The following is a 13774-nucleotide window of genomic DNA, read 5'->3' as shown; positions in this document are numbered from 1 at the left end:
AGTATTTTGATTATGGCAATTGGAATAGAAGATATTTCTTTTTATACTACTAATCAATACATAGATCTATCTGTAATAGCAGAAAAAAATGGTATAGATATAGATAAATTTTATGTAGGTATTGGACAAGAAAGAATGAGTGTCCTCAATCCTGACGAAGATATTGTCACGATGGCTGCGGCGGCGGCACTTCCTATAATAGAAAATCAAGATAAAAATTTAATCAATACTCTATTTTTTGCAACAGAAAGCAGCGTTGATCAGTCTAAGTCTGCTGCTGTATGGCTTCATAAACTTTTAAGGTTAAATTCCTCTTGCCGTGTAGTAGAACTAAAACAAGCATGTTATAGTGCTACTTGTGCATTACATATTGCGTGCGCATTAGTAGCTAAAACACCACAATATAAAGTACTTATCGTAGCTTCTGATGTGGCACGATACGATATTGGTTCATCTGGAGAACCTACGCAAGGATGTGGTGCAGTTGCAATGCTGATTTCATCTAAAGCATCTATTTTAAAAATTGAGCATACCACAGGAATGTATACAAATGATTATATGGATTTTTGGCGTCCCAATTATCGCAGTACAGCACTAGTTGATGGAAAATACTCTACCAAAATTTATCTTCAATCTTTAAAGTCAGCATGGCAAGATTATCAACAAAACAATGGTCATGATTTTAGTAAATTTCAGTATTTTTGTTATCATCAACCTTTTACAAGGATGGCAGAAAAAGCACATATTCACTTATCTAAAACAGTAGTTCAAGATATTGCTGCTAATGAAATTGAAGAAGCTATTGGAATAACCATGCTATATAATCGTCTTATCGGGAATAGTTATACAGCATCTTTATATATTGCTTTTATATCTTTATTGGATCATCATAGATCAGAAGATCTTACTGGAAAACGCATAGGTTTTTTCAGTTATGGGTCTGGTTGCATGGCAGAATTTTTTTCAGGAGTTATACAAAAAGACTATCATAAAAAATCACATAAAAAACATCATCAATCTATTATAAACTCTCGTATCCCTGTATCTTATCAAGTATATTGCGATTTACATAAAGAGATGGTTCCTTCCGCTGAAGGAAATTGTATAATTCCAAATACAACAACAAATCAATTTCGTTTAACAGCTATCAAAAACCATAAACGAATTTATGAAAAAACAAATTTTACAAAATCCTAGTGCTACTGGAATTGCTCCAGCTAAAGTCATATTAAGTGGAGAGTATTCTGCTTTATATGGAGGATCAGCACTAGCTATGACGATTGATTTTTATTTAAAAGCTTATCTTACAACCATTGAACAACCACTAATACGAATTATAAATCCAAATCTATCAGAATATTCTTTTGAAAAATGTCGTGCAATTGGCAATCAAATCGATCAAAGACATAACGATTTTATTAAAAAAAAAATTTCAATTTCATATGTTTTAACTAATACAGATGATCTTATTCTCTATATTTTTAATCGTCATTTACAAAATATTTCTCGTGGAATCTCTCTTAATATTCATTCTACTATTCCTACTGGTAGTGGTTTTGGCTCTTCTTCTGCTGTTATTTCTGCAATATCTCTAGCATTAGGTTCCATAACAAACAAACCTTTTTGCAATAAAGAAAAACTCATTCATGAAACAAGTTATATAGAACGTCTTCAACATGGAAAAACTGGTGTCATTGATTCTACCACAATAGTTATTGGAGGAATATTATATATAAAGAACATAAATACTCCGCCTATTATAAAAAATGAAACTCTTATAGGAGAATGGTGGGCAATAAATACAGGAAAACCAGAAAGCTCTACAGGAGAATGCATTTCTTTTGTTGAAAAACACTTTTCAAAAAGCGGCATTTGGAGCGAATTTAATTATGTTACCAAAGAAATAATGAATAGTATCCAAAAAAAAGACGAAGAAAAAACCTATAATTTAATACGTATCAATCAATCACTTTTACAATCTATTGGTGTTGTCCCAAAATCAGTTAGTAGATTCATTAGTTATATCGAGAATAAAGGAGGATCTGCAAAAGTTGCAGGAGCTGGAAGTATTTATGGAGAAAAAGCAGGACTTGTTTTGGTTTGCGGATATAATCCAGAAGAATTATCTTCCAGCTATGGATATAAATGTTATAAAATAAAAGAGGAAAAAAATGGCACAACACTTGTATAAAATCAGCGTTAGTGCACCAGGAAGCTTAGTTCTAATGGGAGAACATGGAGTTCTCCATGAACATGCAGCACTAGCTTTTGCTATTGATAAGAGAATAAATTTATCCTTAAAATTACGAAAAGATCGTCTTATCAAAATAGATTCTTCTCTAGGGCAATACTGTGGATCTATTGACCTTCCAATGTTTAATCCCCTATTCTCTTTTATTATAACAGCAATTGAAAATATAAAACCACCATCCGGATGTGATTTAAAAATAACGTCTGATATTGATTCTAGATTGGGTCTTGGCTCTTCTGCTGCAATTACAGTTGCAATAACAACAGCTCTACTCATGCTTAAATCTCAAAAAAAACCTTGTCATAAAGAAATACTAACTAAAGCACATGATATTGTTTTGAAAGTACAAGGAAAATCTTCAGGAATTGATATTGCTGCTTCTATCTATGGAGGCTTGATTTTTTATAGCATGCAACAATACAGAATAGAAAATATTGACTATATTTTACCCATACACTGCATTTATTCAGGGTATAAAACCCCTACTGCTCAGGTTTTAAAAAAAATTACTGATACAGAAAAAAAATATCCAGAAATCAAGGAAATAAACAGAATAATTTATGATCTTATGGGAGAATTAAGTCTTATTGCTGCTCAAGCTCTCCGTAATAAAAATTTAAAATTATTTGCACAAACAATGAATAAACAGCAAGGATTATTAGAAGCATTGGGAGTATCTGATCCAAAAATCTCTGAAATTGTTTGGAAACTTCGAGAACAACCAGATATTATGGCTTCTAAAATTTCTGGATCGGGATTAGGAGACTGTGTCATTGCTATAGGCAAAGGACATATAAATTCTCTTCCTTATCAATCTATCGATTGTCACATGCATTCAAAAGGAATACATATTGCCCCTATCACTTCGTCGTATTATACGTAGTTACATCGGTGAATGTAATCCTATAATCAAAAAAACAAGCATTGCTTTTCTTCCTAGTAACATTGCATTATGTAAATACTGGGGTAAAAGAGATGAAAAATTAAATCTTCCATTCAATAATTCTCTTTCTTTGAGTCTTGGTCTTTTTGGTACTACTACACATATTAAAGTAATTGATTCAGATACCGACTGTATCATACTAAACGGTCAACAAATATCTCCGAATAGTAGTTTTTTTCAAAGAATAAATCATTTTTGCGATCTTTTTCGTCAATTTGAAAAAGTGCATTTTTTAATAGAAACGTCTAATAACATTCCTACTAAAGCAGGATTAGCTTCTTCTGCTTCTGGTTTTGCTGCCTTAACTTTAGCATTGTTCAGAATTTATTCGATTCCAGAAAAAAATGAATCTTTATCTCGTGTTGCTCGTATTGGTTCGGGTAGTGCTTGTCGTTCGTTTTATAGAGGATTTTCCGAATGGATATGCGGAACAGATAAAAATGGCATGGATAGTTTTGCTATTCCATTGAAAAATCAATGGCCTGATTTACGTATAGGACTGCTTAAGACAATCAATAAAGAAAAAAAAATAGGATCACGTGAAGCAATGAAAATTACACGTAATAATTGTCCTTTTTTTACACAATGGATAAAACAAAATCCTATAGATCTTGTAAATATTAAACAGGCTATTATAGATAAAGATTTTGTCAAATTTGGGGAATTTTCAGAACAAAACTCGTTAAAAATGCATGCAACTATGATTGCTTCATCTCCTTCTATTTTATATTGGCAAGAAGAAACAATCCAGGGAATGAATAGAGTTTGGGACGCACGTAAACAATCTATTCCTATGTATTTTACTATAGATGCTGGGCCTAACTTAAAACTAATCTTTAATCACAAAACAGAAAAAACAATAAAAAAATTATTCCCAGAAATAACGGTTATAAACCCTCTTGATAGCCCTGATTTATGGGGAGGGAAAAAATAATTTTTTATCATGCAATATAATAAATTTATAGTTTAACAAAATATTTTTGATCTATCTTTTAGATATATTAAAAAAAATATTCGTTAGGAATACCATCTAAGAAGATTTCTTTAAAAATATTTTATTACCTTTTTCATCTACTTTTTCTACTTTAAATATTATTCCTTTATCTTTCAATTGTTCTACGTCAGTAAGAATAGAACCTAATAAAATATGGTCTGATTGATGATTACGTGTTATAAAAATTGGAGAAGGATGTTTTCCTTTTTGATTCCATAACGCGTTATATAATATAAATACAAAAACAATAAAATAACCTATAGTCATAGATGTAAAAATAAAATTACGAGATGCAATTTTTATTAATATTCTTATTATTTTTAAAAATATTCTGAAAAAATCTATCATATTTTGCCTTAAACATTTTTTTTATCAATGCTTAAAATCATTCACTAATAGATTATCACTGCTATAAAATGAATCAATAATAAAAAACACGTAAAATTTATCAAAATAAATTCATTAGTAGTAAATATAATTTTATTTTTCACATAAATAAAATTACAAGAAATTTATAAGCCAAATGGATATACTAAATTTTTATACTTAATATCAAATATAATAACAACATTCATTTCATAAATAATAATATCAAAAAATTTAATATATCAAATCGTCTTTCACAATCGTTACAATATAAATATAATATGTTTTAAATTTTATTTATAAAAAAACTTTTGTATAATCATATTTATTAATATAATATAATACGTCCATTAATTTAGTATATAAATTAAATTTAAAAAACAGACCAAGGATGTTAGAAAAAGATGTTTTGTATTGCAAAAAGGATTTTTTGGATATCAATATTCTTAATCATTATATCTAATGTATATCCACAGTCTTCTTTAGAAAATAATGTCGAAGGAAATCAAACAGAAATACAAGATTTGATTTTTGCTACAAAAGGTACTGTTAGTTATGCAAAAAATATCTGTAATGAAAAACCAGAAGTATGTGTTTTATGGAAAAAAATCATTCGTGATTTTAAAAAACATTCATTAAATGGAGCAAAAATTGCATATAACTTTGCAAAATCAATTCTTGGTAATAATAAAGAAGAAAAATTAGAAGATAATTCTAAAAGATAATATTTTACTCCTACTTTACCTTCACAATACTAATTGTAATAAAAATGTTTTATAAGGAAGTATAAATACATTATTTGTTTTTTTATTTTAATAAAAATAATTTTCAATGAATCATGTATTTAATATCATTTGTTCATTCTTTCGATAATTCTAAACAAGAAACTCTCTCAAGAACTTCTTGCAAAATAAGAGAAGCAGCGATTGAATCTACTTTTTGAGTACGCTTTTTTTCTGAAACGTCCATATCTCTCAAAATTTGTTGTGCAGATACTGTAGTCAAACGCTCATCCCAAAAAACAAAAGGCACACATACTTTTTTATCTATCATATTATTCACAAAAGCACGGGTGGAGTGTACGCGTGAACCTTCTGAACCATTCATATTCAATGGAAGCCCAATAATAAAAGCTGCAATATTTTCTTTTTTAGCAAAAGACAGTAATTCTAATGCTGTTTGTGTAATCTTTTTCCTGGCAATAAATGGACGAGGATGTGCAAATTTCCTTCTAGGATCAGAAATAGCAATGCCAATTCTTTTCGTTCCTAAATCAATAGATGCTATAGGTTGATTCGGTTTAAGATACTTGACCAAGTCTTCAATAAGAAGTATTGACATCTTAATAGTGCCTTCTTTTGCGTTTGATTTTATAAATTATTAAGTAAGAGTATTGAGTTATTCTTCTTTATTCCTTATACCAATCAATCGATATATGTATTGAATTATAACGATATTTTTTCACAGATAGCACAGATAATTTTTTTATAATTATTGTAGCTATCAGTTTATTATAAATAGATATTAAGAAGATTGTTTTCTTCTCATTATCAAAATGCATTTGAGATGAGGATTTCATAAGATGTTAATTGATGTATCAGATGTAAAACGTATCGCTAAGCTTTCTCGTATATTAGTAGAAGAAGAAGAAATACCATTATTGTTATCAGGACTTAACAGTACGTTGAATGTCTTGGAAAAAATTACAGAAGTTGATGTCGAAGGTGTAGAACCTATGACCTCTGTTATTCCTATGAAAATGATGCATAGATTTGATGTTGTCGTTGATGGCGGGAAAGCGGAATATATTTTGTCAAATGCTCCCCAAGTTGAAGATAATTTTTTTATTGTACCTAAAGCCGTAGAGTAATGAATAATATGAGAACTTTTATAGGCTAATTTTATAATGGAGATTTTATTGAAATGTCAGAATTAAATTTTATGACTATCTCAGAAGCTAGAGATCGATTAAAATCAAAGGATATTTCTGCCGTAGAACTAGTTGATTCCTATGTTAAAGCTATTGAAAGCTCTAACAGTAAAATTAATGCTTATGTAAAAATAGTTGCTCAAGAAGCTCTTGCAGCGGCAGAAGAATCAAATAAACGAATTATAAATGGTAATTCAAGAGATTTAGAAGGAATTCCTATTGGAATTAAAGATTGCTTTGCCACTAAAGGTGTTCATATGCAGGCGTGCAGTCGTATTCTTGAAGGATTTATACCTAATTATGAATCAACAGTTACGCAAAAATTATGGGATAATGGAGCGATAATGTTGGGTAAACTTAATATGGATGAGTTTGCAATGGGATCTTCAAACGAAACATCTTATTATGGCCCTGTTATTTCTCCTTGGAAAATAGTTGGTTCTGAAGAAAAATTTACACCCGGAGGATCTTCAGGGGGATCATCTGCAGCGGTTGCTAGTTTTTTATGTGCTGGTTCCATAGGAACAGATACAGGAGGATCAGTTCGTCAACCAGCATCCTTTACTGGAACAGTAGGAATAAAGCCAACTTATGGCAGATGTTCTCGTATGGGTATTATTTCTTTCGCGCCATCTCTGGATCAAGCTGGCATCATTACTCGTTCTGTTAGAGACTCAGCAATTTTATTAAAAGCAATTGCAGGACACGATCAGAATGACGCAACATGTGTTGATTTACCAGTTCCTGACTACGAATTAGCAATTGGCAAATCTATCAAAGGAATTACTGTTGGTATTCCTAAGGAATATCATATTGATAATTTGCCAAATAATATTGAAAAAACATGGCGGCAAGGAATCTCTTGGCTTAGAAATGCAGGAGCAAAAATTGTTGATATATCTTTGCCTCACGCCCAATATGCATTACCTGCTTATTATATTATTGCTCCAGCAGAAGCTTCTTCTAATCTTGCTCGTTATGATGGAGTTCGTTATGGTCTTCGTATAGAAGGTAAAGATATTATTGAAATGTATGAAAAAACCCGTTCTATTGGATTCGGTAAAGAAGTCAAACATCGTATTATGATTGGTACTTATGTTCTTTCTTATAATAAATATAATTCTCATTATTTACGAGCACGTAAAATTCGAACACTTATCAAGCGTGATTTTATAGATGTATTTAATGAAGGTGTTGATGTTATCTTAACACCCACTACACCAACATCAGCTTTTACTCTAGGCAAAAAAGAAAATAATTCTGGTTCCATGGGACATATTTATAACGATGTTTTTACAGTTGCTGTTAATATGGCGGGATTACCAGCTATTTCTATACCTGCGTCTTTATGCGAACGAAAAATGCCTCTAGGATTACAGTTAATAGGGAAACCATTTAGTGAAGAAATGCTTTTTAGCGTAGGAAACATCATAGAAAAAGAAGCAGGATACTTTCGACCTCATAAGTGGTGGTAATAATACAAATAGATTTTTGATATATTTTTAAATGTAATAAATTTTTTTGCACAATAAAACGTCTTCTATAATGTAGATGATTGTGTAATAAATATTAAATTGGTTTCAAAGTACTATTACTGTTGATTGTTTTTTTTGTAATCATTACTGTTTTAAGGGTTCGTTATGGTCTCACTTGATACACGTGTAATTCGTTCAGAGTCTTTCATATCTGGTGCAACAGGAGATTGGGAAGTCGTTATAGGAATGGAGGTGCATGCTCAATTATCTGTTGTTTCAAAATTATTTTCAGGTGCATCTGTTAAATTTGGAGCTGAACCTAACACGCAAGTAAGTTTTTTTGATGCAGCAATGCCAGGAATGTTACCTATATTAAACAGTAATTGTGTTAAACAAGCTGTTATGACAGGTCTTGGTTTGAATGCTCATATTAACAAACGCTCTGTATTTGCAAGAAAAAATTATTTCTATCCAGATCTTCCTCAAGGATATCAGATCTCACAGCATGATGAACCAATTATAGGAGAAGGTAAAGTTTATGTTTCTATAGGCCCAGATAAATCAGGAAAATTCAAAACAATAGAAGTAGGAATTGAACGTATTCATCTGGAACAAGATGCTGGCAAATCTATTCATGATCAGTATTCATCGATTTCTCGTATTGATCTCAATCGTTCGGGTATAGCACTAATGGAGATAGTTACCAAGCCAGATATGCGTTCTTCGCTTGAAGCAAAGTCTTTTTTAACAAAATTACGTAGTATATTACGTTATTTAGGAACTTGCGATGGAAATATGGAAGAAGGTTCAATGAGAGCTGACGTAAATATTTCTGTTCGCCGTCCTGGAGATGTATTGGGTACTCGTTGTGAAGTTAAAAATGTAAATTCTATTCGTTTTTTAGGTAATGCTATTGAATATGAAGCGCATCGACAAATTGAAATTCTTGAGGATGGAGGACATATTAAGCAAGAAACTCGTTTATTTGATCCATCAAAGAATGAAACTCGTTCTTTGCGGACTAAAGAAGATGCTCATGATTATCGTTATTTTTCTGAACCAGATTTACTCCCATTGGAAATTGATGAAAGCTTTATAAAAGAAATTAAAAAACAAATTCCTGAACTTCCTGATGCCAAAATAGAACGTTTTGTAAAAGAATTTGGTATTTCTCTATATGACGCTTCCGTTTTAGTTTCTGATAAATCAATAGTAGATTATTTTGAAAAATTAGCAACGAATCGTGATAAAAAAATATCCGCAAATTGGGTAATCAATGATCTTTTAGGTGCACTGAATAAATCAGGAAAAAATATCGAAGATACACCTATTGCTCCCAATCAATTAGGAGAATTGATTGACCTAATCATTGATGGCACGATATCAGGAAAAATTGCAAAGGATATTTTTAATATATTATGGGAAAAAGGAGGAAATCCAAAAGAAATCGTAAGAGAACTTGGATTACATCAAGTAAATGATCTTTCTACTATAGAAAAAATTGTTGATGATGTAATTAATGCTAATCCCAACAATGTTGCGCGAATAGCAAAAAAACCTAACTTAATTGGATGGTTTGTAGGACAAGTAATGAAAACTACTGGAGGAAAAGCTAATCCTAATATAGTACAAAAAATAGTAAAAGAAAAATTAGGAATAAATTAATAGTATTAGATTTTTATCTAATATATTTCAAAAAAAAATATTTTTTTAATACTAACTATGATTTTATTTAAGTATAATTATTTTTTTCATCTTACGTAACTTGTTAAATATCATTTTTTGTATTTCATATAAATCACAATAATAGAAAATATATTATTAGTATTTTTATTAATAATTTTAAATTATATTATTAGTAATATATTAAATAAGTGCATAATAATAAAACAACAATGTTTATATTAGGTATATTTTGAATATTATTTTTAAATTATGCAAAAGTGTAAATTACTATTGCAAAAAATAATATAATCTATTATAGGTAATAAAATCACGATTTTTAAATACTATTTTCGTATTTAATGAGATACAAGAATATAAAGTAATTCTTTGAAATAGTGATTTATAAATTCATTAAAAACATGAAATTTTCGGTTGTTACTTTTCAAGATACTATTTTCTCTATAATATAATAATGAAAATAAAGTAAAAAGGAGAATAAAGTGTGAGTTTTGAAACATGGATTTCTTTTGTGATTTTCTGCCTAGTAATTACTACCGCTCCTGGTCCGGGTAATATTCTTACCATTAATAACGCATTACAACATGGATGGCGCCCTTCTAGAATTCTAATTTTAGGACAAGAAGTAGCAGTATTTATCTTGATGTTGTCAGTTACTTTAGGAACAAAATTTTTATCTAATTTGACCTATGCAATGATGGTTATTAAAGTACTAGGAACTTTTTGGTTGTTATATTCTGCTTGGAGCACTTGGAATTCTCCCTTTAATGATCTTCCTTTAGATAAGATTCCTATGTCTAGCAAATTAGAACGTTTTACCAAAGGTTTTATTACAGATTTTACAAATGGAAAAGCATGGGTATTCTTTATTGCTATGGTTCCTGCATATCTAAATATGAGTCGTGATTTAATTCCACAATCTCTTATTTTGTCGTTTACGTTAGTATTTATTGATAGTATAGTTCTTCTAATTTACGCTATTATAAGTGGTAAATTGAGAGAATTATTTTCTAGTCCTAAGATTATCAAGATACAAAATCGTATATCTGCTGTAATTTTTATTTTACTAGCCTTGAAAATAAGTATTTTTTGATAATAAATAAAATAAGTTACATAATGATAACATTATTTTTTATAATCTATTTTTCCAGCACCGCCGTTTTTTTCTGACCATTTCATAGGACTGTCAAGGAAACAACGTACTTCTTGTAAAACATCTTGGTTGAAAATTTTTAGTTTTTCTGATATTTCTAAAACATCTTTCCATGTAGAAAGATAATGAAGTTTTACATTATCTTCACGAAATCTTTCTAAAACTTCAGGAAGTATATTGTAATAAAAAAGTCCAATTCCATCTTGAACTATTCCACCAGATCCACGAATAACCTTAATAAAATCAAACATTGAACTACCTAGAGTAATTAGGTCTTCTATAATAAGAACACGCGCTCCTTTGAAAAAATTTCCTTCTATTTGAGATTTTTTACCGTGACCTTTTACTCTTTTCCTTATATATATCATTGGCAAATTCAAACGTTCAGCCAATAATGTTGCAAATGGAATTCCTGCTGTTTCTCCACCTGCAATAATATCAATAGATTCAAATCCTATATTTCGCAATACAAATTTTGCAGTCAAATCCATAATCGTTGAACGAGCACGCACAAACGAAATAAGTTTTCGACAATCTATGTATACGGGGCTAACAATTCCTGAAGTAAGACGATAAGGATTTTTAGGGGAAAAATTAACAGCTTTAATTTCAAAAAGAATCTTAGCTATTAACTCTGATGTTAAATTTTGTTCTGAAAAATCATTAAGAATCACTGCTTAATAATAAAATCCTTCTAATAATACTAAAAACACGAACTATCTATGTCAGATAGATGCTATATGAGTCAACCATTATATAAATATTTTAAAGATCATCATTAAGAGCTACTTCCCAATATAATGGAAATCTTGGATTAAAAATCGTGATAGATCCAATAGGCGTTTCAATTTTTTCATCAAAGACAATGGGTTTCTTACGTTTGATCAACGATATCTTACCTTTATTTAATGGCATTCCATACCATATTGCACCATTGATGCTGACAAATTTTTCTAAATTTTCTAATTTATTTTCTTGTTCAAATACTTGTGCAAGACAACTAAGAGAGTTTTTGGCGGTATAAATACCAGCACAACCAGAAGATGATTCTTTAGAAGAATCTAAATGAGGAGCAGAATCAGTGCCAAGAAAAAATCTTTGATTACCAGAAACGGCTGCTTTACGAAGAGCAATACGATGTTCCTCTCTTTTAGGAACTGGAAGGCAGTAATAATGTGGATTAAGACCATTATGAAACATTGCGTTTCTATTAATAATAAGATGATGAATAGTAATAGAACCTGCGATGTTATAAGATTTGTTAACATAGTCAATTCCATTTGAAGTTGTTATATGTTCAAGAATAATTTTTAAGTTTGGTAGCTTATTACGTAAAGGATCTAAAATATTCTCTATAAAAACCAATTCTCGATCAAAAAAATCAATGTCCTTATCAGGTATTTCTCCATGAATACACAGTGGCATTCCTATTTTTTCCATCCTTTCCAATACAGGCATTACACTATCAATACTGCTTACACCATGTTGAGAATTTGTAGTACTTCCAGCAAAATATAGTTTTACTGCTTTAACTAATCCAGAAGCAAATCCTTCTTCCACATCATCTGGATTTGTTTTATTGGTTAAATATATAGTCATCAAAGGAGAAAAGTTAAATCCTACAGGGACTGCATCTAAAATTCTCTTTTGATAACATCTTGCATCATAGGTTGTAATAATCGGAGGACTAGTATTAGGCATAATAAGAGATCTTTTAAAATTCCTCACAGTATCCATGAGAACAGTTTTTAATATTTCCCCATCACGTAAATGTAAATGCCAATCATCTGGAAATCGTAAGGAAATTTTCTGCATATTTTCTCCAAGTGTAATATAGAAAAATGATTTTAATATATAAATGCAATCTCAATAACAATTAAATTGCATAATAATTACCGCACAATAAAGAATATTATACCAAAGAATAAAAATAAATTCTTCAGTCAAAAATATAAATTAATGCTTTTATTAGAGAAAATATTTTTCTTAAACTATTAAAATAGAAATAAGTTATAAATAAGCAATGATCGTAATTTAATTTTAAAAGTATATCAAAAATTATAGGTTATATATTATAAACACGTCCTATTCCTGCAATAAAACAAAACTAATAATGATTTATTAAAATACGATATAAACGTAACAAAGATCCTTACCCTTTTTATAAATCAGGAGAGGATCAAAAAATTTTATTTTGTAATTAACAATGGAATAAATTAGAAACGCACAACTGCACCTAATTTAAAGTCTCCTTTTCTCCAGTCACTTAATGACAAACAAGTTCCCTTAGCTAATGCAAAACCATATTCAGTACGAAGTGATAAAAAACCAGCAATCTTCTTTTCAATTCCTACACCAACAACTTTATCTACTAGATTTCTTGTTAAAAGATCATTTATACTTTTTATAGATTCAATCTCTCTTACACGTACTCCTCCAAAACCATATAAAAGAGTATTTTGAAAAAGAGAAGAATTTGAATTATCAAAAGTAAAACCACTACGTAGTAATAATGAAGTGGACACATTGTTCATATTATACTCAGTTCTTAAAAAATCAGCATCTGTACTAGATGACCAACCATAAACTAAACTTCCATCTTGGAAATCATAACCCGTAACAATATCTTTCAAATAAATATTATTAATACTAATAGGATATTGTGAGTATTTCTTAACAAAATTAGCACCTGCATATAATCCTCTAAAATTTGAGAAATTTGAATTATAAACATCAAATTTAGGAGGAGCACTATAGAAATAATTATTAGCCATTACTGCAGAAGAAGTTAATCCTAAAAACAATCCGCTTAATAGCATTTTAGTAATAGTACTACCAAAATACTTGTTATATTTTACATTATTCATTATTAATCTCCTTAACATGTTCTTAGTATAAGTCATAATAACTTTAAAAAAACCGAGTATAAGCTACTATATAATACATAAAATCAAAAGAAATTAATCGTATTATGATTAA

General features: G+C 29.7%; 14 protein-coding genes. 9 read left to right on the top strand and 5 right to left on the bottom strand.

Going from position 1 to position 13774, the window contains the following annotated elements; all coding sequences use genetic code 11:
- Positions 1-12: 12 nt before the first annotated feature.
- The 4 genes from GY664_RS01055 to mvaD are packed head-to-tail and all read left to right on the top strand — an operon-like array spanning position 13 to position 4128.
- Positions 13-1197 carry a hydroxymethylglutaryl-CoA synthase gene (locus GY664_RS01055; protein ID WP_333947612.1) on the top strand — a complete coding sequence of 395 codons (1185 nt, stop codon included), beginning with the start codon at positions 13-15 and terminating at the stop codon, positions 1195-1197.
- Positions 1169-2191, top strand: coding sequence for a mevalonate kinase family protein (locus tag GY664_RS01050; protein ID WP_333947611.1), 1023 nt, complete (start codon positions 1169-1171; stop codon positions 2189-2191). The genes GY664_RS01055 and GY664_RS01050 overlap by 29 nt, the downstream gene beginning before the upstream one ends.
- The gene (locus GY664_RS01045; protein ID WP_333947610.1) at positions 2172-3134 is read left to right on the top strand and encodes a mevalonate kinase family protein; all 963 of its coding nucleotides are present in this window, start codon (positions 2172-2174) and stop codon (positions 3132-3134) included. Before GY664_RS01050 ends, GY664_RS01045 begins: the two co-directional genes overlap by 20 nt.
- Positions 3103-4128: a diphosphomevalonate decarboxylase gene (mvaD, locus tag GY664_RS01040; RefSeq protein ID WP_333947609.1), complete on the top strand. Its 1026-nt coding sequence runs from the start codon at positions 3103-3105 to the stop codon at positions 4126-4128. Before GY664_RS01045 ends, mvaD begins: the two co-directional genes overlap by 32 nt.
- Positions 4129-4224: 96 nt before the next feature.
- Here mvaD and GY664_RS01035 read toward each other — a convergent pair whose 3' ends face one another.
- A complete protein-coding gene (locus tag GY664_RS01035) occupies positions 4225-4536 on the bottom strand; it encodes a hypothetical protein (protein WP_333947608.1) in 312 nt (103 codons plus the stop codon).
- A 422-nt stretch (positions 4537-4958) separates the two neighbouring features.
- Here GY664_RS01035 and GY664_RS01030 point away from each other — a divergent pair, with 422 nt between their 5' ends.
- Positions 4959-5279, top strand: a complete 321-nt coding sequence (locus tag GY664_RS01030; protein WP_333947607.1) for a DUF5330 domain-containing protein — start codon at positions 4959-4961, stop codon at positions 5277-5279.
- Positions 5280-5412: 133 nt separating this feature from the next.
- Here the strand turns inward: GY664_RS01030 and ruvX are convergent, their stop codons facing one another.
- Entirely contained in the window at positions 5413-5895 is a 483-nt protein-coding gene (gene ruvX / locus GY664_RS01025; protein ID WP_333947606.1) for a Holliday junction resolvase RuvX, read from the bottom strand.
- A gap of 241 nt (positions 5896-6136) precedes the next feature.
- Between ruvX and gatC the strand changes: the two genes are divergently transcribed.
- The 4 genes from gatC (at position 6137) to GY664_RS01005 (ending at position 10735) form a co-directional block, all read left to right on the top strand.
- The gene (gene gatC / locus GY664_RS01020; protein ID WP_333947605.1) at positions 6137-6424 is read left to right on the top strand and encodes an Asp-tRNA(Asn)/Glu-tRNA(Gln) amidotransferase subunit GatC; all 288 of its coding nucleotides are present in this window, start codon (positions 6137-6139) and stop codon (positions 6422-6424) included.
- A 53-nt stretch (positions 6425-6477) separates the two neighbouring features.
- Positions 6478-7959 (top strand): Asp-tRNA(Asn)/Glu-tRNA(Gln) amidotransferase subunit GatA, encoded by a 1482-nt coding sequence (gene gatA, locus GY664_RS01015; RefSeq protein WP_333947604.1) that lies wholly within the window; start codon positions 6478-6480, stop codon positions 7957-7959.
- 165 nt (positions 7960-8124) lie between these two features.
- Complete coding sequence (gene gatB, locus GY664_RS01010) at positions 8125-9624, top strand: Asp-tRNA(Asn)/Glu-tRNA(Gln) amidotransferase subunit GatB (protein WP_333947603.1); 1500 nt, start codon at positions 8125-8127, stop codon at positions 9622-9624.
- Positions 9625-10126: 502 nt separating this feature from the next.
- Entirely contained in the window at positions 10127-10735 is a 609-nt protein-coding gene (locus GY664_RS01005; RefSeq protein WP_333947602.1) for a LysE family translocator, read from the top strand.
- A gap of 32 nt (positions 10736-10767) precedes the next feature.
- Here GY664_RS01005 and GY664_RS01000 read toward each other — a convergent pair whose 3' ends face one another.
- From GY664_RS01000 to GY664_RS00990, 3 genes are all read right to left on the bottom strand, one after another.
- Complete coding sequence (locus GY664_RS01000) at positions 10768-11469, bottom strand: orotate phosphoribosyltransferase (protein ID WP_333947601.1); 702 nt, start codon at positions 11467-11469, stop codon at positions 10768-10770.
- Between the two features lie 91 nt (positions 11470-11560).
- On the bottom strand, positions 11561-12610 hold the full coding sequence (gene pyrC / locus GY664_RS00995; RefSeq protein WP_333947600.1) for a dihydroorotase: 1050 nt from the start codon (positions 12608-12610) through the stop codon (positions 11561-11563).
- 401 nt (positions 12611-13011) lie between these two features.
- Entirely contained in the window at positions 13012-13662 is a 651-nt protein-coding gene (locus GY664_RS00990) for a CLIBASIA_05150 family virulence factor (protein WP_333947599.1), read from the bottom strand.
- Positions 13663-13774: the final 112 nt, after the last annotated feature.

It is taken from the genome of Candidatus Liberibacter brunswickensis, assembly GCF_036858155.1.
Classification (GTDB): Bacteria; Pseudomonadota; Alphaproteobacteria; order Rhizobiales; family Rhizobiaceae; genus Liberibacter; species Liberibacter brunswickensis.
This window is presented reverse-complemented; position numbering and strand designations above follow the sequence as displayed.